We start from the raw sequence: 22,810 nt of genomic DNA, 5'->3' as shown, positions 1-22,810 counted from the left end.
CTCGTGAGGCATCCCACACCCGGCGCCCCGATGAGCCGCAAGGCCCTGTTCCCGTCGCGTACGACGGCATGATGAGGCGGACCGTCCGCTTACCGGCGGGCGGTCCGCCGCACCGCGCCCCACGATGCGCCCCACACGCACGGGAGTTACCCCTTTGTCCGAACGGCCAGGGATCAGTGACATCGGCATCGCCCTCGTCGGAGCCGGCCCGCGCGGCACCAGCGTCCTGGAACGCCTCTGCGCCTCCGCCCCCGAACTGCTCCGCCCCGGCACCCGTCTGACCGTCCATGTCGTCGACCCCGCCCCGCCGGGCCCCGGCCAGGTCTGGCGCACCGACCAGTCCCCCACTTGCTGATGAACACCGTGGCGTCCCAGGTCACGCTCTTCACCGACGACAGCGTGGACTGCTCGGGCCCGATACGCCGGGGCCCGAGCCTGTACGAGTGGGCGAGCGGCGGAGCCGAGGCGCCGGGCGGGGCCGGGGAGCCAGGCGGGTCGGGGCCGGACGGGTTGGGGCCGGACGACTATCCGACGCGGGCTCAGTACGGCCGCTACCTGGAGTGGGTCTTCGCCGAGGTGGTGCGCGGCGCGCCGCCCGGTATCCGTGTCGAGGTCCACGGCACCCGTGCGGTCCGCCTCGACGAGGCCCCCGACGGCGGCCAGCGGCTCACGCTCGCCACCGGCCGCGTCCTCACCGGTCTCGCCGCCGTGGTCCTCACCCAGGGCCACCTCCCCACCCGACCGGACCGGGCCGAACGGGACCGGGCCGAGTACGCCGCCCGCCACGGCCTGCGCCACTTCCCGCCCGCCAACCCGGCCGACCTCGACCTCTCCTCGGTCGCCGCCGGCGAACCCGTGCTCCTGCGCGGTCTGGGCCTCAACTTCTTCGACCACATGGCCCTGTTGACGACCGGCCGGGGCGGTCGCTTCGTATACGACCCGGCGACGAACGGCCTGCGGTACGAGCCGTCCGGCCGAGAGCCCCGTCTGTACGCCGGCTCCCGGCGGGGCGTCCCGTACCAGGCGCGCGGCGACAACGCGAAGGGGCCCTACGGCCGCCACACCCCGCTCGTGCTGACGCCCGAGGTCATCGCGGCGTTCCGCAAACGCGCCGACTCCGACGAGGCACCGGACTTCCTGACGGAGATATGGCCCCTGGTCGCGAAGGAGGTGGAAACGGTCTACTACGAGACCTTGCGCGGCACTCCGGCGTACGGGCCGTTCCCCGTACCCTCCCGCGATCTCTTCGGCGGAGCCGCCCCCTTCCGTGACCGTTTCCTCGCCGCGCCCCACCGCTCCCCCCAAGAGGCCGCCGTACTGGACGAGTTCGGGATCGCGGAGGCGGACCGGTGGTCGTGGGAGAGGGTGTCGCGGCCGTACGCGGGGCAGGCGTTCACGAGCCCGGCGGACTGGCGGGGCTGGCTGCTGGAGTACCTGCGGGAGGACGCCGCACAGGCCGCCCTCGGGAACGTCGAGGGCCCGGTGAAGGCCGCGCTGGACGTGCTCCGGGACCTGCGCAACGAACTGCGGCTGATCGTGGACCACGGCGGAGTGGCGGGCGCGTCACGCCGGGAGCACCTGGACCGCTGGTACACGCCCCTGAACGCGTTCCTGTCGATCGGCCCGCCCCGCAGCCGTATCGAGGAGATGTCCGCGCTGATCGAGGCGGGCGTCCTGACCGTGCTGGGCCCACGGCTGGAGGTGCGCCCGGAGGACGGCGCCTGGCGGGCGCACTCGCCCGACGTGCCGGGGTCGGCCGTCCGCGTGACGACGGTCGTCGAGGCGCGCCTCCCGGAGCCGGACCTGCGCAGGACCGCCGACGAGTTGCTCGCCGGCCTGCTGGCGACAGGAGCTTGCCGTCCGCACCGGGTGGACGGCTACGAGACGGGAGGGCTGGACGTCACACCTCGGCCATATCACCTGATAGACCGTCAAAATACGGTGCACACAGGGCGGTTCGCGTTCGGCGTGCCGACGGAAGGCGTGCACTGGGTCACGGCGGCAGGGGCCCGACCAGGGGTGGATTCGGTCACGCTTTCGGATGCGGACGCCGTGGCGCGAGCGGCTCTACGTGCGACGACACCCGCACGAGCCCCCCAAGCGCAGGTAAAGAGCTGGCCAGATGTTGAACTTGCAAGCATCGATTAGGTCTGCCTAACGTTAATGACTCACCGGTAAGAACCGTCCCCACTGGTCCCACGAGGACCGGGTCACTACCGAAGGAGTCCCCCACCATGACCGGACGCCTCAACAGCGCCCAGCCATACGCCCTCGGTCTCTTCCGCATCGTCGTCGGCCTGCTCTTCGCCAGCCACGGAGCCACATCCCTCTTCGGCATCCTGGGCGGCGCGGACGGACAGGGCGGCACCGTCGCCGCCGGCACCTGGCCCGGCTGGTACGCGGCTGTCATCCAACTCGTCGGCGGCACCCTGGTACTTCTCGGTCTCGGCACCCGCGTCGCGGCGTTCGTCGCCTCGGGCTCCATGGCCTACGCGTACTTCAAGGTCCACCAGCCCGAGGCCCTGTGGCCGCTCGAGAACGGAGGCGAGCTCGCGGCCTTCTTCTGCTGGGCCCTGTTCCTGCTGGTCTTCACCGGCTCCGGAGCGCTCGGCCTGGACCAGCTCTTCTCCAAGCGCCAGGCCGCGTCCGCGGACAGGACCGTTACGAACAAGGCCACCGTGACAGCCTGACGGCCTGACACACACCGGCGGCCCGCCGCCGCTCTCCTCCTCCCCCTCCGCCCGGGCCTCTCCAACAGTCCGAATGAACACGGCATGACGGACACATGAGCCCCTGTGAGCCGTCTGTCATACCCGGGGCGTACGCTGTTCGGCTGTCACGGGTCGCCGTGACGCCGGGGGAAAACAGGAGAGTGCTCGGTGCTTGAGAGTCTGGGTTGGCTGGCCGCCGGCCCATGGATCTACGCCGTGGTGGGCGCGTCCATCGTGCTGGACGTGTTCCTCCCGGTCCTCCCGAGCGGTGTCCTCGTCGTCGCGGTGGCCACGGCGGCCGCGGCGGAGACGGCGGCCGGCGCGATGGCCCGCGAGGTCCCCGACATCCTGGTGCTGATGCTCTCGGCGGCGACCGCGTCCGTGCTCGGTGACCTGGTCGCCTACCGGCTGGCCTGGCGGGGCAGCGCACGCCTCGACCGCGCCATCGCCCGCTCCCGCCGTCTGACCACCGCGCAGGAACGTCTCGGCGCCGCGCTCGCCCGTGGTGGCGGGCTCCTGGTCGTCGTCGCCCGCTTCGCCCCCGCCGGCCGCTCGGTCGTCTCCCTCGGCGCCGGCGCCGCGCGCCACCGCGCCCGCGACTTCCTCCCCTGGTCCGCCCTCGCGGGCGTCGCCTGGGCCGCCTACAGCGTCGCCCTCGGCTACCTCGGCGCCCAGTGGCTCGGCCCCACCTGGCTCGCGACGGCGGTGTCCCTGGCCGCACTCTTCGGCGCGGGCGCGGCAGCGGCATACGTCATGCGCCGCCCCGCCCGACCGGCCCCGTAATCAACGCTGGTGCTACAAATGCCCTGCGAGGTTGGTCTTGGATCCGCATCGCTGGTTTGAGGGTGCGGTGTTTGCGTGGCTCACACTCGGTCATTCCTCCACGGCTATGTCGCCGTAGCGCCGCGCGACCTCGTGGAACGCCTCCTTGGGTCTGCATGCGCCGTCGCCGGTCACCGCCACGAGTCCGAAGCCGGCCTTGTCGAGGTCGTGACGAGGATCGTCGTGATGCTCGAAGTCGGGCATGGCGAAGGTGAACACGAAGCAGCCGTGCACGCCCTCCGCGTCGTAGTGGTCGATGAGTTCACCGAGGTAGCGGGCCTGGACGGCCTCGTCGCGGGGGTGGTCGCCGCGGATGCGCGGGGGTACGGCGAACCAGTTGACGATCCAGAAGGAACCGGCTCCTCGTTGATCGGCTCCGGTGAAGGCCCCGCACCCGAACTCGGTGATGACCACGGGCTTGTCGTGGTCGCGAACCAGGCCGCGCAGGCGGTCTGTGTAGGTGGCGTGGTTGCGTCGGGAGCGGTAGAGGCTGACGCCGACCAGGTCGAACAGCGACCAGTCGACGTGTTCCCACCCGGCCGCGGAGTAGGTGACCGGCCCGCCGAAGCGGCGCCGCGCGGTGGTCACGGCGGTGGTGAGCAGCTGGTGGAGCCGCTGGTCGATCCTGCGCCGCAGCAGGCGGTGGAAACGCACGATGAATTTCAGGCGCAGGAACGACCGAGGTCCGGGGACGATTCCGGGCATGGTGTGGGAGAACTCGCTGCCGACCAGGAGCGTCACCCGGTCCGGGTGTTCCCGGCGAAGCCCTTCGGCCGCCTGGGCGACGGCGTCCAGGTGCTCCAGCAGCTTCGGCTGAGGCAGCTCGGGAACGTTGGGCCGGATGTAGACGCCGAGACCGGTCTCGAGGGCGATGCGGGCGGTATCGATCAACCGCCTCCCGTCGGCTCCGATGAGCATCACTGTGGTGCAGTGCAGGTCCCGGGCGATGACCTCCAGGTCCCGCCGTACGTCATCGGTGCTCGCCTCGCCGACCAGGTAGGAGATGCCGCGGACGGTCAGCATGCGCTCGGCTCCTGTCGACACAGACGGTGGGCGGCCATGAGGAGAAGGACGGCGACCGTACACCACTTCCCAGGACGCAACCGCCTGCGGCCACTCAGGGACGAAAAGCACGGGGCGCAGCCCCTGCTTTTCAGGGGCGCGGGGAACCGCGCGACCAGCCCTCACCGGACGGACGTCCGGGGGTGGAGGAGCGCAGCCCCGAAGGACGGGACGGGTGGGGGCGGCGGGGGAAAACTACCCCGCCCGCCGCGCAGCTCCCCGCACCTCCAACCCGGCCAACAACTCAGCCGTGGCCTCCGCGATCACATCCACCGCTCGGTCGAAAACCTCACGATTGTGCGCGGCGGGCGCGCGGAACCCGGAGACCTTCCGGACGTACTGCAGGGCGGCAGCCCTGATGTCGTCCTCGGTGGCCTCTTCGGGAAGGACGGGCGGTCGAAGCGTCTTGATACTGCGGCACATGCCCCCAGTCTCCCGCGTACCGTTCCTGGGGACTGAGCATGAGTGAGTCCGCCCAGCCGCACGCCCCGAACGGTCTGGGGCGTTCCCCCACTGCCTCAAGGGCGTGGGAGGTACCCCCAGGTCCCCGGCGTACTCAACCCCGGGGCGGCGACACGCATCCTGTACGTGGTCCGGTCCCGGGAGGCCGGTTCCCTCACGACCTGGCCAGGTGGGTACGGACAGAGGGCGACGGAGAGGCCCCGGACCTTCTCTCCGGAGGAAAGGGGGCTCCGCACGCCGGCTCCGTTCCCGGTGTCCCGGATCGCCCGCTCACCGTAGCCCGAACAGCCCACACCGTCGCAAACCCGGAAGCCGATCACCACACGATCGAGCTCATCCACCCTCGTACGCACTCCCCGGCAAGCAGCTGGCAACCCCCGCACAACCCCAGCCCGCGAAGACACCAGGTCACCGGGGCCTCCCTCCATACCCAAGCAACCCCTTGGGCATAAGCAAGTTCCCCCGAGGATTGACTGCACCCTCCACCCTTGTGATCATCATCGAAGCCGGCTCGACCCACCCGGCGGAAACGAGGGGACGATGACGAACGAACGGCTCACGGTGGCGGTACTGGGCCCCGGAGGCGTGGGCGGACTGCTGGCCGCCCTGCTGGCCCGCGCCGGCCACCGCGTGATCTGCCTGGCCGGCGAACGGACCGCCGAGACCCTGGAGAAGGACGGCATCCAGGTCAGGAGCGGCCGCTTCGGCGACTTCACCGCCCGCGTCGAGACCGCGCCCGAACTTCGCGAACAGGTCGACGCGGCCCTGATCACGGTCAAGCACACCACCCTGGCGGCCTCCCTGGACCGCCTCCCGGCCGCCTCCCTGGCCCCCGACACCCTGGTCGTACCGTTCCTGAACGGCGTGGAACACCCGGCACACCTCCGCGCCCACTACGGCGACGCCGTGGCCGTCGCCCCCGCCACCATCCGCGTCGAGTCGACCCGCGTCGCCCCGGGCGTCATCGAACACGGCAGCCCGTTCGCGGAGGTCGACCTGACCGGCGACGGCGTCCCGCGCGACCGTCTCAACTCCCTTGCCGGGGCCCTGGAATGGGCGGGCGTAGGCACCCGCGTCCTCCCGGACGAGACGGCCGTACTGTGGGCGAAGATGTCCTTCCTGGCCCCGTTCGCCCTGCTCACGACCCGCCACGCCCTGCCTCTCGGCGAGATCCGCACCCGCCACCGCGAGGAGCTGACCGCCCTGGTCGAGGAGACGGCCGCGGTCGCCACGGCGGCCTGCGCCCCCGTCGACCCGGCCGAGACCCTCCGTCGCTACGACGCCTTCCCGCCCGCCACCAGATCGTCCATGCAACGCGACGCGGAGGCCGGCCGCCCTCTCGAACTGGACGCGATCGGCGGCGCGTTGCTCCGTACGGCCGAACGTCACGGTGTACCTGTGCCGGTGGCCACGGAGGTGGTGGCGGAGCTGCGGGCGACGGAGGAGCGACGCACGGCCGGGGAACCCTGACAGACGAGCCACTGAGCGGGCGAAGCCCTGCGGCGGACCACTGAACAACCGAAGAACCCCGACCGGCGAACCACCGAACGGACGGACCCCAGCCGGTCCCCGGCCGGAACCCACCCGGATCCCAGCCGGAGCCCGGCCGGACCCCCGCCTCACCCCTCGACCGCCCGCACCCCACCCCCACCCGCACCGCGTGCCGCGCCACCGTGTCGGCGAAGGCGCGGGCCGGTGGCGACAGGGCGTCCCAGCGCCGTACGGCCCACCCGACGGTGAGCGGGGCAGGTCGGGGACCGGGACGAAGCGGAGCCCGGGGTGGCCGGGGCCCGTCCAGCCCGGGAGCGCGGGGACCACGGCGTGGCCGACGCCGAGCTCGGCGAGCAGGATGGCGGTGTCCCAGTCGGCGACCCCGGCCCCGGAGGAGCTGACGGAGATGCCCAACTCCCGGTAGGCGGAGCCGAGATGGGCGTAGGAGGTGGAGTTCTCCGGCAGCCCGATCAGCCGCATCCCGTCCAGCTCGCGGCCCTCCACCCGCTCCCGCCCGGCGAGTTCGTCGTCGGCGCGCACGGCGAGCACCCAGGGCAGTTCCGCCACGGCACGCTGTTCGATGCCCCGGACGGCGGGCCCCAGGGTCAGCCAGGAGAGGTCGAGGTCCCGGGACGGGTCGGCCAGCGCGTCACAGCACCCGGCGCTCGACCGCACGGTCTGGAACTCCAGGCCCACGTCCGGGTACGAGCGCCGGAAGTCGACGATGCCCTGCGTCATGAAGTGCCGCACGGTCGTGCCGCCGGTGGCGATCCGTACGACGCCACCGTCACCGCGCACCATCTCGGCCAGCCGGCGCAGCGCCAGGTCGAGACCGGTGATGCCCTCGGCCGCCGCCTCCTGGAGAACCCGGCCGGCCCGGGTGGGCACGACGCCTCGGGCCTGCCGCTCCACCAGACCGACCCCGACCTCCCGCTCCAGTCGCCGCACGTGCTGGCTCACCGCCGACTGGGTGCACCCGAGCTCCCGGGCCACCGCGCTGAGGCTTCCGGCCCGGCAGACGGCGACGAAGACACGGAGATCATCGAGGGTCATGACGAGGACGATACCCAAGGTTGAGCTTGGGCATAGGGGACCCGCCCCTCCTGAATCCCTCCTGAATCTCTCCCTCCGGAAAATGCCCGAAGGAACTCGCATCCCAAATTCGAACAGGCGTACCATTGCCGTGTGGCTAAGACCTATGACTTCCCAGACGACCTTCTCGCCGGTCAGGAGGAGCTGCATCAGGTCCGGGCCGAGCTCCTGGCACTGCTGAAGCGGCTGCCCTGGTCGGTCGAGCCCCTGGACGGTTTCAGCGACGACAACGGCTGGCGCAAGGTCGAACGCCCCGCCTCCCCGGGCTGGACGCCCGACGAGCAGGCCGAGGTCGAGAAGCTCCGCGAGCGCGAGCGGGAACTGGCGGTCTTCGTCAGCTGCCACCGCTTCTGGTCGGAGGTCGCCGCGGAGGAGAGGGTCGAGGCCCGCACCCACCTCAAGCACGCACGGGACTCCTGAGGCACCCGGGCCCCGGAAAACACGAGGACCCCGGCCATGAACGGCCGGGGTCCTCGTCTCGGTGGGCATGGACGGTTTCGAACCGCCGACATCCTGCTTGTAAGGCAGGCGCTCTACCCCTGAGCTACACGCCCGAGTACGAGTCGACAGCCTACATTGCCCGGGGGCGTGCCCAGCAAACCCATATCGGGGCCGTCCCTGGGGCTAGCCCCACCCCTCATCCGGGAGTGACCCGGATCCCCTCGAACTCCCTTGCTCCGTACGGTCGAAGGACAGCCGAGGACCAGCCCAGGGGAGATCGTCATGACACGCACCGCACACACCGCACGCACCGCACGCCCGGCTCGTACGGCCCGCGCGGCCCGCCGGTCCCGTGCGGGCGTGGGGGCGGTCGCCGGTCTCGCCGTCGTGCTCATGGCGTCCGTCGCCGGGTGCGGGGCGGACGCCGGGGAGGACCGGGACCCGGAGCACCGGAGCTTCGCCCTGGCGGGCCGGACGCTGACGGTCGACTCGGACGACTCCGCGCTCGAACTGGTCGCGGCGGACGTGGACGAGGTGGAGGTGACCCGGTGGTTCGAGGGGCGGGTCATGGTCGGCGGCAAGCCCCGGGTGACCTGGGAGATGGAGAACGACCGGCTGGAGCTGCGGCTGAAGTGCGACGGCCTGGTCGCCGACTGTGCGGCCAGGCACCGGATCGAGGTTCCGCGAGGGGTCGCGGTCGCCGTGCGCAGCGACGACGGGAGTGTGACCGCGAAGGGGTTCGCCGAGCCGCTGGAGATCCGGTCGGCCGACGGTGCCGTGCGGGTCGGCGACACCTCCGGGCCGTTGGAGCTGCACACCGACGACGCCTCCGTGCGGGCGCTCGGGGTCGCGTCGCGAAGCGTCAGGGTGAGCACACAGGACGGTTCGGTCAAGCTCGAACTCGGGGTCGTACCGGACCTGGTGGAGTCCCACAGCGACGACGGTTCGATCAGCATCGGGCTGCCGCGGGACACGTCGTACCGGATCGAGACCGGGAGCGACGACGGTTCCGTGGACGTCTCGGTGCCCCGTGACGAGGGCAGCTCCCATGTGGTGACCGCCCACACCCAGGACGGTTCGGTGACGGTCCGCACCGTCGACTGACGGGCGACCGTCAACCTCGAACCGCTCGGCCCGTGTTTTCGTCCTTGACCGGTGGGAGAATGGCACCGGTCAGGGTGGATGACAGCACGGGAGAGGGAAGTGACGGCGACACCGGCAGAGCCGTACACACCGTTTGTGCCGAGCGCACAACAGCCCCGGAGCGGTGCACCACGACCGGCCACGGACCCGGCCGACGATGCGGCCACCGCCCCGCACCCCCACCAGCGGCCACCCGGACACGCTCCGACGACGGGCCCCACCGCGGCCGGTGGCCCCGCCACGCCACGTCCGACGGGCGGCCCTGCGTCGCGCCGGGCGAACAGCGGCGCCGCCCGGCAACCCCAGGGCCCCACACGCCGGCCGTCGGACGAGCCCGCGCCGCGCGCAACGCCCACTTCCCCGCCATCCCCTCCGTCGGCTCCGTGCGACGGCCCTCCGACGACCTCCGTCGCCGGCGGCGGTCCTGGCCGGGCGGGCGCGCTCTCGGCGTGCGCCCCGGCCGACGCAAGCGCCCGCGCCGCCGCACGACCGGTCCGCCGTGCCCGGAGTCCCCGCGTCCCCACGGACCGAGGGCCCTCGCCCCGGCCCCCGAGAGGCGGCGATCGGCCGTCCGCGACGGTGCCGTACTGCCTGCCGTTCCCCTCGTCGCCCTCGTCGTACTGCCCGCGGCGTTCGCCGGAGGCAGGACGCGGCGGTGGTTCGGGGCGGGCCGAGGGACAGCGGGCGGAGGCGCAGGCGGCGAAGGACGCCGCGGCGGCCGCGTTCTACGAGCTGGACACCGCCCAGCGGGACCTGCGGATCTCCATAGAGACGATCACAGCGGTGGACGACTCCCCGGGCGGCCGCCGCGCGGCCGAGGGCTTCGAGGCGCTGGGGCGGCGGATCGACGAAGTCAGCCACCAGTACATCAACGCCGTCGACGCCCATGACCTGGACCGCGACGACCTGGAGGCGTCCGCGGCCTCCCGGGCCCGCACCGAGCTGACGGCCGCGAGGACCGAGCTGGACCGGGTCAAGCAGGAGCTGGACCGGTTCGCCCAGGGGCTCGGGCCGCTGCTCGGCAAGGCCGAGACCCAGCTGGCCCGGCTGGCCCCGGCGGTGGAGCGCGCCCGGCAGGGCCTGCTCGCCGCCTCCAACGCGTTGGACACCGCACGGGGTTCGGGGCTGAAGGCCGACGATCTCGCCGCCCGTCTCGCGGCGCTCGCCCCCGAGCTGACCAAGCTCAACCAGGGGGCCGGGCAGCACGGCGTCCGGGAGACGCTGGAGCGGGCCGACCGGGTCGTGCGCGAAGCGGAGGCGGTGCGCGCGGAGGCCGAGCGGCTGCCGGAGAGGGCCGCCGAGATCGACCACCGGCTCGTGTCGCTGCGTACCCGCGCGGAGGCGCTGGGCACCCGGGCCGAGCAGGTGCCGCAGGTGCTGAGCGAGCTGCGGCGGCGGTTCGTGGCGGCCTGCTGGCAGGACCTCCAGCAGGTGCCGGACCAGGCCGCTCGGGACGTGGAACAGGCCCAGCTGAAGCTGCGCGAGGCGCGGGCCGCGCGGGACGCCCAGCGCTGGCCGGACGCGACCTCGCTGCTGTCGACCGTGAGGGCGCTGCTGAACCACACCGACGAGGCGGTCTCGGCCGCCGGGGACCGGCTGCGGCGGCTGAACGCCGTGCAGAAGGACTCCCAGCAGGAGATCGAACGGACCCGGTTCGCGATCCGGGACGCGCAGCGGCTGGCCATGGCCGGGCGGTCGACGCCCGATCCGCGGCACGCGCGCCCGCTGGACGACTCCGTGGCACGTCTGGACCGGGCGATCGCCACGCTGGAGGGACGGCACCCGGACTACTGGCACTTCCTGACCGAGACCGAGGCCGTGCGGCAGGCGGTGGCGCGGGTCGTGGACCAGATCCGCAAGGAGCGCGGCGCGGGCGCGACCTGAGACGCCCGCCCCGCCCGCCCCGGCCGGGACCGGGACCCGGCCCGGGACCGGGGCACCCGGTTGCCCGGCGGAGCAGCCCGGCGGATGCTGAAGGGGTACGCAGGCCTCCGCGCACGCCCGATGGGAGGCGGACATGGCCACGCACGCCACGCACACACTGCGTCCGGGCAAGGGCCGGCACGCGGGTCCCCGGCGGCGGATCAAGATCGACGAGCACCTGCCCGTCGACCACCGCCTCAGCAGGGTCTACCGGATCGGGGCGGGCCTGATGGGCCTGTTCCTGCTCGTCTTCGGCATCCTGGGGCTCATCGACAAGGTGGGCTGGTTCGACACGGGCGGCGACGAGGTCGTGGGGCTGAGCACCAACGGCACGTTGAGCGTCCTGTCGATCGCCGTGGGGCTGCTGCTGCTCGTCGGCATGGTGATCGGCGGCAACTTCGCCTCCACGCTGAACATGACCCTGGGCGTCCTGTTCATCCTGAGCGGCTTCGTGAACATGGCCCTGCTGGACACCGACTCCAACTTCCTGGCGTTCCGCATCCAGAACGTCCTGTTCAGCTTTGTCGTCGGGATTCTGCTGATGACGTTCGGGATGTACGGCAGGGTCGGCACGGCGCTGCCGCACGACAACCCGTACTGGCGGGCCCGCCACCCGGAGGAGTCGGAGCGCGAGACGCGGCGCAAGGCCGGCGTGGGGATGGCGAAGCTGGAACGCGCCGACGCCCTCCCCGAGTCCGGGACGGACGACGGGAAGGGCGCCGGCTGAGGCACCGTGAGGGCCGGGCTCAGGTGCGGTACGCGTAGTAGTTCGCGGTCGGGTACGAGGCGATGATGCTCGCGACCGAACGGCGGTAGGTGTCCGCGTCGTGGTACGTCAGGTACGGGACACCGCTGGCGCTGCGGTAGGTCGTCATCATGGAGTGGTCCTTGGACCCGTCCCTGTTGAAGTCGATCTGGAGCACGTCGCCGATGTCCATCTGGTAGACGTTCGCGAGCGGCGTGGTCCGCTTGGCGGTCTGGGTGAACCAGGACCACTCGTTCACGCCGATCCAGGCGTCCGCGGTGCCGTTGGAGGCGTAGTACCAGGTGTCGTACTCCTCCGGCGTGACCGTGGAGATCTGCTTCCAGCCGCCCGCCAGGAGGCCCTGGCTGAGGTAGTTGGTGCAGTCGCCGCCGAGCGAGTTGTACTTGCGGTACGCCGGGTTGTAGTTCTTCCAGTACTTCTCGGTGTACGTCGCCATCGCCCGGTAGTCGTAGGCGCCGCCCGTGAGCGTCTTCGGCTTGGGGGCGGGGTTGCGCGTGGTGGCCGCCTTGGGCGCGCTGATGATGGCCATCGGCGTACGGCTGAGCTTGGTGTCCGCGGTCGCGGCGGCGGGCTCGTTGATCCGCGGGGCGCCACCGTCCGTGGAGCGCATCGCGGTGAGCTGCCAGGTGCCGTTCGCCTGGGCGGTGAAGGTGAGCACGTGGTGCGCGTCGAAGCCCGTGGAGGCGGGCTCGTCGCCGCGTATCTTCTTGTACTTCAGGGTCGTGGTCTCGGTGACCTTGACCGTGGCCTTCTTGCCCTTGACCTTGGCGCTGTCGACGGTGACCTTCGTGTCGGCCGAGGTGTAGGCCTCGCCCAGGGACGCCAGGCGGGACCTGGTGTCCTTCAGGGCGGACAGCTTGCCGTCCTCGGCCTTCTTCTGGCCGGCGGACAGCTTGACGCCGCCGGTCGGCTTCAGCGACTTGCGCGCGGCCTTGCTGCCGAGCAGCACGGCCGTACGGTCGGTGAGCACGTTGTCCGCGACGCGCCCGAAGGCGTCCTTGGTCGCCTTCGTGACCTTGGGCGTCGACGCGGCGGCGTTGGCCGCGGCGACGGGCAGCAGCGCGGAGGCCACGACGGCCGCCGCGAGGGTCGAGCCTGCGAGGCTCAACGTCCTTGATCTCACTGGGAATCTCCTTGACCCCGAGTTGGTCGTACCCGGGCTCGAATCTTTACATGACCTCCTCAAGCAAAGTGAGACCGGGGGGTGTAACAAGTGAGCAACATGGGTATCTGTGCGGCTATTTCACGACCGATGCCCAGTCGGCCGGTGCCTGGGCGGGGTCGAGCCCGCGCAGGTTCGCCAGGGTCTCCGGCGACTGGACGTCCATCCAGTCGGCGAGTTCGTCGAAGGACACGCACTTGACGTCCTTCTTCACGCACACGGTCTTGATGACCTCGTCCACGGCGTTCATGTAGATGCCGCCGTTCCACTGCTCGAAGTGGTTGCCGATGAACAGGGGCGCCCGGCTGCCGTAGTACACGCGGTTGAAGCCCGCCATGTAGGTGTCGATGGTCTCCTGCTGCCAGGTCGGGTACATGGCCGGATCACCGTCGGTCTTGCCCTCGGACTGGTTGTAGAGGAAGTTGAAGTCCATCGACAGGGCCTGGTATTCGTCGCTGTACGGGAGCATCTGCAGCGGGAAGTCCCAGACGCCGTTCTTCTTGCCCGGCCACACCTGGAAGGCACCCGGGGAGCTGGCGTCGTAGCGGTAGCCGAAGTCCTTGACGGCCTTCAGGAGGTTGTCCTGGCCCTCCAGGCAGGGCGCGCGGCCGCCCTTGACGGCGTCGACGGTGAAGGGCAGCGGGTCGAGGTCCTTGGCGCCGGTGTTGGTCTTCCAGTTGGCGAGGAAGGAGTTGAACTCCTTGATCTCCTGCTTCCACTCCGCGACGCTCCAGTCGCCGCCGCCCTTCTCCCCGCAGAAGTGGCCGTTGAAGTGGGTGCCTATCTCGTTGCCCTCCTTCCACGCCTCGCCGAGCTCCGTCAGGGTGGTGAGGATGTGCTCGTCGGTGGGGTAGCTGATCGCGGCGGCGCCCTTGTCGTGCTGCGGCGGGTCGTAGAGGTCCCGCTTCTCCTTGGGCAGCAGATAGATGCCGGTGAGGAAGAACGTCATGTGGGCGTCGTACTTCTTCGCCATCTGGCGGTAGTGCTCGAAGAGGTTGTCGTCGCCCGCCAGCGCGCCGTCCCAGGAGAAGACGACGAACTGCGGCGGCTTCTCGCCCTTCTTGAGCGGCACGGCCTTCAACCGGCCCTTCTGCGGGCCGGTGTAGGAGGTGGAGCCGTCACCGATGACCTTGGTCTCGCCGTCCCAGACGGGTTCCTTCTTGGTGGCCCCCTTGTCGCTGCCGCCGCCGGCCGACGAAGCGGTCGGCGCGGTGTCGGCCGACCGGTTCAGCACCAGGTAGCCGCCGACCAGGGAGGCCACCACGAGGAGCGCCGCCACCGTCAGGAACTGCGGACGGGTGGTGCGGCGCTGCGGGCGCGCCTTGCGACGGCGGCCCTTGTGCGGCTTGCTGCCAGACTTCATGTACGGCTCATTCTGCGAGGGTGGCGGGTGCGGGTGCTCATCGGTGGTCAGCCGATCCTCATCGCACTGGACCAGATGTCGTAGGGGACCCCGGCGTTGGGAGTTCCGGCGATCCCGTCGAGCGGCAGCGGCTCCAGGCTCTTGGCCAGGTCGATGCGGTAGACGACGACGGCGGTCGACACCGCGTCGGCCGTTCCGACGTACCAGGCGGCCTTGTCGTCCTGGGTGGTCCCGCCCTTGGCGGCCACCTCGAAGGAGGCGGCACCGGGCGAGGTGGGGTGGGCGAGGCGGTAGGCGTCGGTGAGCGCCGAGGTGACCTCGGCGGCCACCTTGCCGCTCACCGCCCGCTTCGGCTTCGGCTTGTCCAGGGCGACCTTGGACCCGTTGTGGGTCACCTTCCGCACGGAGTACGGCTCGGTGTGTTTGCCCAGCGCGGCGAAGGTGCTGTAGCCGCTGGCCATACGGATCGCGCTGGGCGTGGCGCTGCCCACGGACAGCCCCGGCACCTGCGCGCCGAAGCTGGAGGAGAGCAGTCCGGCCGCCTCGGCGGTGCTTCGCACCTTGGCCAGACCGGTGTCCATGCCGAGCTGCATGAACGGGGTGTTCACCGACCGGGCGAGCGCGTCGTGCAGGGTGATCGGGCCCCAGGACTTCTTGCCGTCGTTGCGGGCGGAGACCTGGTCGCCGCCCCGGTCCCAGTAGGGCCCCTCGGGGGTGGTCACCGGCACGCCGTCGTTGCCGTCGTAGATCGTCTGCGGGGTGACAGGTGTAGCCCCGCCGCCGCGCTCCTTGACGACACCGTGTTCCAGACCCGCCGCGTAGACGAAGGGGAGGAAGGCCGAGCCGGCCGGGACGGTGGTCGCGTTCGACTCGTTGAATCCCTGTCTGCGGTGGTCGGGGCCGCCGTAGACGGCGAGGATCCGGCCGTCGGCGGCGACCGAGGAGGCGCCGAAGTGCGCGGTCCGCGCCTTCTTCGGGTTGTCCTCGCGGACTTCCTTGCGGGCCTTGGTGACGGCGTCGGTCAGCTCGTTCTGCCGGTCCTTGTCGAAGGTCGTGTAGATCTGGTAGCCACCCCGGTCGAACTCCTGATCGCTGAGGTTCGCCGCCTTCTTCGCGTACTGGGAGGCCAGCTGCACCAGGTAGTCGCTCTGCTTGCCGGTGTCGTACTGGCTCGACTGTTCGATCGGCTCGGGGAACTTCGTGTACTTGGCGCGCTCGGCCTTCGACAGCTTGCCGATGTCCACCATCCGGTCCAGGATCCACTCCCAGCGCACGACCGCCCGTTCCCGGTTGGCGTTGCTCAGGGTGGGGTCGTAGAGGCCCGCGCCCTTGAGGAGGGAGGCGAGGACCGCGGCCTCGCTGACGTTCAGCTCGCTGACGTCCTTGCCGTAGTACGCCTGGGAGGCGCGCTGGATGCCGTAGGTGCCGCGGCCGAACCAGCTGGTGTTGAGGTAGCCCTCCAGGATCTCGTCCTTGCTCATCTGGTTGTCGAGCTTGAGGGCGAGCAGCGCCTCGTCGAACTTGCGGCCGAGCGAGCGGTCCTGGGTCAGGTAGACGTTCTTGACGTACTGCTGGGTGATGGTCGAGCCGCCCTGGGTGTCGCCCTCGCCGACGGTGCGCACCAGGGCGCGGGTGATACCGCTCACGGAGATGCCGGGGTCGGAGTAGAAGCTCGCGTTCTCCGCCGCGAGGACCGCCCAGCGCACGTCCTGGGGGACGTCCTTCAGGGGCATCGCCTGCCGTCGCACCCAGCCGGTACGGGCCATCGGGGTGCCGTCGGACCAGAAGTACACGTTGTCCTGCTGGGTGGCGAAGGTGTTGAGGTCCTCCGGTATGTCCGTGGCGGCGTAGGCGACGGACAGGAACATGCCGCTGACGCCCACGGCCAGTCCCGCGGCCCCCAGCGACTGCCGCCAGGACGGCACCCAGCGGCGCCAGTCGGCACGGCCCGGACGGGGGTACTGCGGACGCATCCGGCGGGCCAAGGGGGCGAACGGGGCCAGTCGCGCGCCGGCGACGGCGGTGAATCTGGCCAGAAGCGACGGCCTGGGCGCCTTGCGCCTGCCGCGCTTCCCGGACGCCGGCGGCTCCTGCGGCAGGTCGAACGTACCCGGCTCCAGCACCCGCAGCTGCATGGTCTCGTCCGCCGGGGCCGGCGGGAGCTTCAGCTGCATGGTGAGGTCGGACTCCTCCGGCACCCCTTCCTCCTGCCCCTTCCCTTCCCCTTCCCCGGCTAGCCACGGCGGGACCCCGTACGCGGACGGCCCGAGCGGTGCCCAGCGACGATTCGGCGGTGCGCGGCAACCTTCCGCCCGCGCACGGCGACTATCCGACCGGGACACGTGTCTCCCGATCGACCAAGGACAGCGGTCATGACTGTCCCCCCTCCCCACTTGGCACCGCCGCGCGGCTGGTCACGGCCGCCACATCCGCGGCAGTGAGCCCCCTGTTCCCCCGGCCTCCCGGTCTCCACACGGCGACCACAAATTATCAGTCACTTTCACAAACGCTTCTGTCAGGAGCGTGAAAATTTGGCCAGTGTGACCGACCAGGCAAAACGCGGCCCCCTTGCCGCCCCCCGGACGCCGGTTAGCCTGACCCCATGCCTCGCTATGAGTACCGCTGCCGGACCTGCGGCGACACCTTCGAACTGAGCCGCCCGATGGCCGAGTCCTCCGCCCCCGCGGACTGCCCCGAGGGCCACTCCGACACGGTCAAACTGCTGTCGACGGTCGCCGTCGGAGGGTCGGCCGCCGCGACCGCCCCGGCGCCCCGGGCGGGCGGTGGTGGTGGCGGGTGCTGCGGTGGCGGCTGCTGCGGTTGATCAACACACCTCGATCAACGGACCGCGTCCCTCGAACGTTCACGCACCCCTCAGGCTCCCTTCAGCTTCGTTCGCCTAGCGTGCCCCCATGACAGCCATGCGAGCGGAGTCGATGAGCGGCGCACCCCTGTGGATCATCGGTCTGATGGATCTGCTGGGGGCGCCGGGCGCGGGCCTCGCCGTGGCGCTGGAGAACCTCTTCCCACCGATCCCCAGCGAGGTCGTCCTCCCCCTCGCCGGCTTCGCCGCGAGCACCGGGCAGATGAACCTCTTCGCCGCCCTGCTGTGGACCACCGCGGGCTCCGTGGTCGGCGCCCTCGCCCTCTACGGCGTCGGCGCCCTCCTCGGCCGCGACCGCACGGTCGCCATCGCCGCGAAGCTGCCTCTGGTCAAGGTATCGGACATCGAGAAGACGGAAGCCTGGTTCCTCAAACACGGCGCCAAGGCGATCTTCTTCGGCCGGATGATCCCGGTCTTCCGCAGCCTCATCTCGGTCCCGGCCGGCGTGGAACGCATGCCCCTGCCCGTCTTCACCCTGCTGACCACCCTGGGCAGCGCCCTCTGGAACACGGTCTTCGTCCTGGCCGGCTACTTCCTGGGCGCCAACTGGACCGAGGTCACGGCGATCGTCTCGACGTACTCGAAGATCGTCCTGTCGGGAGCGACCTTGGCCCTGCTGGCCTTCACCCTCCTCCGCTTCCTGAGAAGGCCCCGCTGTTCGGGGGCGCGGGGAACCGCGCGACAAGCCACAGCGGACCGGCAGCCCGCATCGCACCACACCCCCACCCCCTGACCGGCACAGCAACAAGCCTCACCGCTCCTGAGAGGCCCGCAAGAACTCCCGAAGAATCCGCTCCCCGGCCAACACCCCCGCTCGGGCAGCGCACTCACCCCCGGCCCCAAGAACCCCGCCTCGGCCAGCTCCCCGTGCCCCGGCCGCCAGGCCCGATCCGCCGCGAGCAACAGATCCGCGTCGAGCAGGGAGTCCCCCGCGGCCAAGGTCAACTCGACCCCCGTCCGCCGAGCGACCTCCCTCATCGCCGCCGACTTGGTGAGCGGCTTCGGCACGGCGTAGAGCTTGCGCCCCTGCAGCGAGACGGTCCACCCGCGGTTCTCGGCCCAGACCGCGAGATCCTTCACCCACTCCTCGGGGAGCAGCTCACGCTCGACGACGAGATAGACGAACAGCTCCTCGGCGACACGGTGCTTGCGCACCCACGCCGGGTGCGCCGTGGTCTCCAGGTGGTCCCGCACCTCGGCGAGCGGCGCGCACTCGTCCGCGAGCCGGGCGGTGACCCGCGTGTGCCAGTCGAGGTCCGTGACCCCGTCCACCAGCAGGTGTCCGCCGTTGGCGCAGATCGCGTACGTCGGCTCCGGGCCCGGCAGATTGATCCGCTGGTACTGCTTGCGCGTCCGGGTCGTGGTCGGCACGAACACCGCCGCGTCGCCCAGCTCGGCCAGCAGCCCCGCGGCCGTCTCCGTCATGTACGACAGCGGCCTGCTCTCGTGCACCTCGACGGTGAGCAGCCGGGGCGCCCGCGCGTCCGGCATGGTCAGCGCGAGCGCGGCGGACGAGTAGATGAGCGTACGGTCGAGATCGCTCGCGACGAGAACTCTGGGGCCCGGCATCAGACCGCCACCGCCTTGCCGTCGGCGCCGGTGGCGCCCCGCGTGAACTTCGGGTGGATCAACCCCACGCATGTGTACGGCAGTTCGGCCACCTCTTCCACCGGTACCCCTCTCTGTTCGGCGAGCAGACGTACGTGGTCGAGGTCCGCGCCCGCCCCGGCCCGCGCGAGGATCTTCCACGGTACCCGGCGCAGCAGCACCCGAGTGGTCTCGCCGACACCGGGCTTGACCAGGTTGACGTCGTGGATCCCGTACTCCTCGCTGATCCGCTCGACGGCGGCCCAGCCCTCCCAGGTGGGGGTGCGGTCGGCGGCGAGCAGTTCCTTGGTCCGGACGTCGACCGCGTCCTCGACGTCCGGGAAGCGGGCGGCTATGGCGTCCAGGAAGTCCACCGACACATCGACGCCGGCCAGCTCCCGGTAGAACTTGGCACCGTGGAAGTCGTCGGGCCCGACGAGGTCCGCACGCAGCACGGTCCGTGAGATCAGCCCGGAGACGGTGGAGTTGAGGCAGGCGGAGGGGATCAGGAAGTCCTCCCGTGTGCCGTAGGTCCGCACGCACGAGCCCGGGTCGGCGAGGACGGCGATCTCGGGGTCGAACCCGGTGATGCCGTCGGACGCCTCGAACTCCTCGATGGCGGCGGCGAGTTCCCGGGTGATCGCACCCTTGCCGGTCCAGCCGTCGACGAACACGACGTCGGCGGGGTCGTGACGGTCGGCGAGCCAGCGCAGCGCGTTGGCGTCGATACCGCGGCCCCGCACGATGGACACGGCGTAGTGCGGCACCTCGATGTCGTGGCGGTGCCGCGCCCATCGCCGCATCAGCACGCCCACGGGCGTCCCGGCACGGGCCAGCGACACCAGGACGGGCCGCGCCGACCGCTCGGCCAGCACGGTCTCGGTCACCACGCCGACGGCGACGGCGATGCGTTCGGCGGACGTGTCGAGCGCGCTGTGGAAGAGGGCCTGGTACTGCTCGCTCGGCTGGTACTCGACCGGCAGGGACTCGGCGTAGTGCGCGCCCCCGCTCTGGATGGCCTCCTCCCGCTCCTCGGTGGGCGCCTCCAGCGTCACGTCGGAGAGGTCTTGCAGCAGCCAGCCCACCTCGTCGGCGGCGTAGGAGGAGAAGTCGGGGCCGCGGAGGGGCTCGGGGAGCATGGCTGGCCTTTCGGGAAGTGCGGGTCGGGGCGCTTAAGACGGTCGGCGGGACGTACGACGGGACCACGGCGAGGAGTACGCCGGGCACGTGGGCGGCGAGGGTGGCCAGCAGGCCGTCGTCGGCGTGCAGTGCGGCCGTGTCCGCGACCGAGTCGACGACCGCGACCACCGCGTCGAAGCCGCCGCCGGCCACGTTGTAGGCGTACCGCTCCCCCGGCCCGTCCGCCGGGTCGTCGTGGGCCGGGAAGACGAGGCGGCTGCGGATCGCGTAGCCGGGGTCGTCGACGGCGAGGACGGGCGACCGCGTGGTGGTGGAGAACCGTATCTCCAGCCCTTCCGCGGCCGACTTCTCCAGCTCCCGGGCGAGCGCCAGCGGGGCGTACATCAGCTCCTCGAAACCGAGCACGAGCACCCGGCGGGCCCCCGGGGGCAGCGCCTCGGCGAGGCGCGCGGCCATGGCGGGCAACGCGCTCTCCAGCCGTGCGCGGTGCGCGGGGGTGAAGCCGTGCCGTCCCCCGTCGGGCACGCCGACGGGCCAGCCCAGCTCGATCCGCGTGACTCCGGCGGCCGAAGCCCCGGCCGTGGCGACGCCGGTGGCGACCCCCGCGCCCGTGCCCGCCGCGCCGCGTTGTGTCACGACGCTCGTGCCCGCGGCCGCCGCGCCTTCGTGTGCCGCGACGAGCGCCTGCCCCTTCTCCAGCACCCCCTCCGGCAGCCGCACGGTCCCCTTCGCCGCGGTCACCAGGTCGACGCGCGCCCCGATCTCCCGGGCGAACGCGGCCAACCGCCCCTGGTCGGCGGCCGACCGCATGTCGACCAGCGCCACCACGACGTACCTCTCCCGCGGATACCGCTCGTGCAGCGCGCGGATGGTGTTGAGGACCGTGTTCCCGGTGGAGAACTCGTCGTCGACGAGCACCAGCGGCCCCGGCCCCGCGAGCAGCGCGGGGTCCTCCGGCAGCAGCAGGTGCGAGGTCGCGTGGGAGTGGGACTCCTCGAAGCCCCCGGCCTGGGCGACCCCCTCGACGGGACGCCGGGTGGAGTGGAGGTAGGGCGCCTCGCCCACCCCGTCCGCGACGGAGTGCCCGAGCCCGGTGGCGGTCTCGGCGTACCCGAGGACGACCGCGGCCCGCGCCCCGTCCTCCCCCAGCAGCTGCCGCACCCGGCGGCCGAGCGCGAACCCGTGCCCGTGGACGACGGCCGGGGACTGCGGCACATGCTTGCCGAGGACGTTCGACACCAGCAGATGCGCCCGCTTGGGATTGCGCCGCAGAGCGAGCCCCAGGAGCCCGGTCAGCTCCTCGTCCCCGACCAGTTCGACGCCGAGCCGTTCACGGACCCAGGCCCCGGACCAGACTCCGCCACGGGCCCCGGTCGTGTCGTTCGCTGCGTTGTTCATCGATTCCTTAGTCGGTACGGCCATCGGTACGGCGATCGGTACGGTCCCGTGGATGGCCGGGCGAGTGCGGCGGTCAGTCGGGCAGGCCCGCGGCCAGCAGGTCCACGAACCCGATGTCCTCGTTGGAGACACCGAACACCTCGGCGCGCTGCAGAACCCTTTCCGCCCAGGCGCGGTGCGGCTTGACCTCGTTCATCTTGTTCCGGGAGGCCGAGCGCAGGACACCGCCCCCGTGGCGGTCGGGCCGCACGATGTCCTGGGCGTCGCCGTACTCCTCGTGGCTGACCACGGACAGCGCGTGCACCGGCAGCACGTGCGAGGGATGGATGCAGGTCTTGCCGAGCAGCCCGTTGGCCTGGTCCAGGGAGATCTCGCGCAGCAGACCGTCCAGCGCATGCTCGATGAGCGACTCGCGCAGTTCCCCGGCCCGGTTCGCCAGGAAGGGGCTGGTGCGCAGCTGCGGCTTGAACATCCGCTCCTGGACCCGGAAGTACTCCCACACCGGCCCGGTCACCGTGAACCCGGTGCCGTCGGCGCGGCCGAGCACGTTCACCACGTCGGCGATCACGGAGGCGACGATCTGGACGTCGTACGCGGTCATGTCCGGTGCCCGGCGCAGCGCGTAGGAGGAGCAGAAGTCGGTGACGCCCAGACGCAGCGCGAGGACGCGGTCGCGGTACTTGTCGACGGTGTGGGCGATGCCCTGGAGCGCTTCTACGCGCGTCTCCCGGTACATCAGCTCGGGCGATTCGAGGACCGGCATCCCGAACAGCCGCCGTCCGCTCGCGGCCTCGGCGGCGGTGAGCGCCTCCAGGAAGGCCACGCCCCGTTCCTCGGTGAACTTGGGGAACACGAAACCGGACAGCAGCCGCACGGCCGGGCCGAACCGGCTGACCAGGTCGGGTATCTGCTCGGGGAGGCGGACCCTGATGAAGAGCAGCGGAAGCTCGACGTCCGGCCGGTCGGCGAGGTCGGTGAACTGCCGGACGAGGTTCTCCTCGGCGCCCACGACCTCGGCGTCGTCGATGGAGTCCTCCAGGCAGAGCACCATGGAGACCACACCGCGGCCGGCCTGCTTGACGATGTCGTCGGCGAGCCGCTCCCGGGTCGCCGGGCTGTAGAGCGTGGCACCGAGCGCGGCGGCGAGCACCCGGGCCGGGGAGTCGGCGTCGAAGACGCCGGGCTCCCGGTAGAAGAGACGCCGCCGCTCCTCAGGGGCTATGTGCCCGAAATGACGCATGTGCTTCCCCCGCGCTTGCTCGGCATCCGGTCACGATCGTGGCCGGTAATAGTACGTACAAATGTGTGACATCAGTTCCCGGCCGGCGTGAAGTTCTGGTAACCCGGCGGTGTCGGGCGCTGA

General features: G+C 71.3%; 14 protein-coding genes, 1 tRNA gene and 4 pseudogenes. 10 read left to right on the top strand and 9 right to left on the bottom strand.

Annotated elements, in window-relative coordinates; all coding sequences use genetic code 11:
- Nucleotides 1-124: 124 nt before the first annotated feature.
- The 3 genes and pseudogenes from E4N62_RS04305 to E4N62_RS04295 all read left to right on the top strand — a co-directional run bounded on the left by E4N62_RS04305 (nucleotide 125) and on the right by E4N62_RS04295 (nucleotide 3,494).
- A pseudogene (locus tag E4N62_RS04305) lies at nucleotides 125-2,148 on the top strand (FAD/NAD(P)-binding protein).
- Between the two features lie 86 nt (nucleotides 2,149-2,234).
- Nucleotides 2,235-2,690, top strand: coding sequence for a DoxX family protein (locus E4N62_RS04300; protein ID WP_230211988.1), 456 nt, complete (start codon nucleotides 2,235-2,237; stop codon nucleotides 2,688-2,690).
- A gap of 189 nt (nucleotides 2,691-2,879) precedes the next feature.
- Nucleotides 2,880-3,494 carry a DedA family protein gene (locus E4N62_RS04295; protein ID WP_230211987.1) on the top strand — a complete coding sequence of 205 codons (615 nt, stop codon included), beginning with the start codon at nucleotides 2,880-2,882 and terminating at the stop codon, nucleotides 3,492-3,494.
- 90 nt (nucleotides 3,495-3,584) lie between these two features.
- On the opposite strand, the gene E4N62_RS04290 is transcribed toward E4N62_RS04295, so the two are convergent.
- The gene (locus E4N62_RS04290; RefSeq protein WP_230211986.1) at nucleotides 3,585-4,556 is read right to left on the bottom strand and encodes a hypothetical protein; all 972 of its coding nucleotides are present in this window, start codon (nucleotides 4,554-4,556) and stop codon (nucleotides 3,585-3,587) included.
- A gap of 234 nt (nucleotides 4,557-4,790) precedes the next feature.
- The gene (locus E4N62_RS04285; protein WP_230211985.1) at nucleotides 4,791-5,018 is read right to left on the bottom strand and encodes a DUF2277 domain-containing protein; all 228 of its coding nucleotides are present in this window, start codon (nucleotides 5,016-5,018) and stop codon (nucleotides 4,791-4,793) included.
- 579 nt (nucleotides 5,019-5,597) lie between these two features.
- Between E4N62_RS04285 and E4N62_RS04280 the strand changes: the two genes are divergently transcribed.
- Entirely contained in the window at nucleotides 5,598-6,527 is a 930-nt protein-coding gene (locus E4N62_RS04280; RefSeq protein ID WP_230211984.1) for a ketopantoate reductase family protein, read from the top strand.
- Nucleotides 6,528-6,708: 181 nt separating this feature from the next.
- Here E4N62_RS04280 and E4N62_RS04275 read toward each other — a convergent pair.
- A pseudogene (locus E4N62_RS04275) lies at nucleotides 6,709-7,601 on the bottom strand (LysR family transcriptional regulator); the annotation flags it as partial.
- A gap of 132 nt (nucleotides 7,602-7,733) precedes the next feature.
- On the opposite strand from E4N62_RS04275, the gene E4N62_RS04270 reads away from it, so the two are divergent.
- The gene (locus E4N62_RS04270) at nucleotides 7,734-8,060 is read left to right on the top strand and encodes a hypothetical protein (protein WP_230211983.1); all 327 of its coding nucleotides are present in this window, start codon (nucleotides 7,734-7,736) and stop codon (nucleotides 8,058-8,060) included.
- Nucleotides 8,061-8,122: 62 nt separating this feature from the next.
- Here E4N62_RS04270 and E4N62_RS04265 read toward each other — a convergent pair.
- Nucleotides 8,123-8,194, bottom strand: a tRNA-Val gene (locus tag E4N62_RS04265).
- Nucleotides 8,195-8,363: 169 nt separating this feature from the next.
- Here E4N62_RS04265 and E4N62_RS04260 point away from each other — a divergent pair.
- The 3 genes and pseudogenes from E4N62_RS04260 to E4N62_RS04250 all read left to right on the top strand — a co-directional run bounded on the left by E4N62_RS04260 (nucleotide 8,364) and on the right by E4N62_RS04250 (nucleotide 11,874).
- Entirely contained in the window at nucleotides 8,364-9,185 is an 822-nt protein-coding gene (locus E4N62_RS04260) for a DUF4097 family beta strand repeat-containing protein (protein WP_230211982.1), read from the top strand.
- 626 nt (nucleotides 9,186-9,811) lie between these two features.
- Nucleotides 9,812-11,108 (top strand): annotated as a pseudogene (locus E4N62_RS04255) (hypothetical protein).
- A gap of 133 nt (nucleotides 11,109-11,241) precedes the next feature.
- Nucleotides 11,242-11,874 carry a DUF4383 domain-containing protein gene (locus tag E4N62_RS04250; RefSeq protein WP_230211981.1) on the top strand — a complete coding sequence of 211 codons (633 nt, stop codon included), beginning with the start codon at nucleotides 11,242-11,244 and terminating at the stop codon, nucleotides 11,872-11,874.
- 19 nt (nucleotides 11,875-11,893) lie between these two features.
- Here E4N62_RS04250 and E4N62_RS04245 read toward each other — a convergent pair whose 3' ends face one another.
- From E4N62_RS04245 to E4N62_RS04235, 3 genes are all read right to left on the bottom strand, one after another.
- Nucleotides 11,894-13,036: an amidase domain-containing protein gene (locus E4N62_RS04245; RefSeq protein WP_230211980.1), complete on the bottom strand. Its 1,143-nt coding sequence runs from the start codon at nucleotides 13,034-13,036 to the stop codon at nucleotides 11,894-11,896.
- A gap of 115 nt (nucleotides 13,037-13,151) precedes the next feature.
- Entirely contained in the window at nucleotides 13,152-14,438 is a 1,287-nt protein-coding gene (locus E4N62_RS04240) for a hypothetical protein (protein ID WP_230211979.1), read from the bottom strand.
- A gap of 47 nt (nucleotides 14,439-14,485) precedes the next feature.
- Nucleotides 14,486-16,612, bottom strand: a complete 2,127-nt coding sequence (locus E4N62_RS04235) for a transglycosylase domain-containing protein (protein WP_230212441.1) — start codon at nucleotides 16,610-16,612, stop codon at nucleotides 14,486-14,488.
- Between the two features lie 428 nt (nucleotides 16,613-17,040).
- Here E4N62_RS04235 and E4N62_RS04230 point away from each other — a divergent pair, with 428 nt between their 5' ends.
- Nucleotides 17,041-17,262, top strand: a complete 222-nt coding sequence (locus E4N62_RS04230; RefSeq protein ID WP_230211978.1) for a zinc ribbon domain-containing protein — start codon at nucleotides 17,041-17,043, stop codon at nucleotides 17,260-17,262.
- Between the two features lie 88 nt (nucleotides 17,263-17,350).
- Complete coding sequence (locus E4N62_RS04225) at nucleotides 17,351-18,055, top strand: DedA family protein (RefSeq protein ID WP_230211977.1); 705 nt, start codon at nucleotides 17,351-17,353, stop codon at nucleotides 18,053-18,055.
- A gap of 835 nt (nucleotides 18,056-18,890) precedes the next feature.
- Here E4N62_RS04225 and E4N62_RS04220 read toward each other — a convergent pair.
- Both E4N62_RS04220 and E4N62_RS04215 read right to left on the bottom strand, forming a co-directional pair.
- Nucleotides 18,891-21,447: pseudogene (locus E4N62_RS04220) on the bottom strand (phosphoribosyltransferase).
- 73 nt (nucleotides 21,448-21,520) lie between these two features.
- Nucleotides 21,521-22,687 (bottom strand): HpcH/HpaI aldolase/citrate lyase family protein, encoded by a 1,167-nt coding sequence (locus E4N62_RS04215; RefSeq protein WP_230211976.1) that lies wholly within the window; start codon nucleotides 22,685-22,687, stop codon nucleotides 21,521-21,523.
- Nucleotides 22,688-22,810: the final 123 nt, after the last annotated feature.

Origin of the sequence: Streptomyces sp. MNU76, from assembly GCF_020982545.1 — a bacterium.
Taxonomy (GTDB): Bacteria; Actinomycetota; Actinomycetes; order Streptomycetales; family Streptomycetaceae; genus Streptomyces.
The sequence above is the reverse complement of the archived record's forward strand: the minus strand, read 5'-3'. Positions and strand labels throughout refer to the sequence as shown.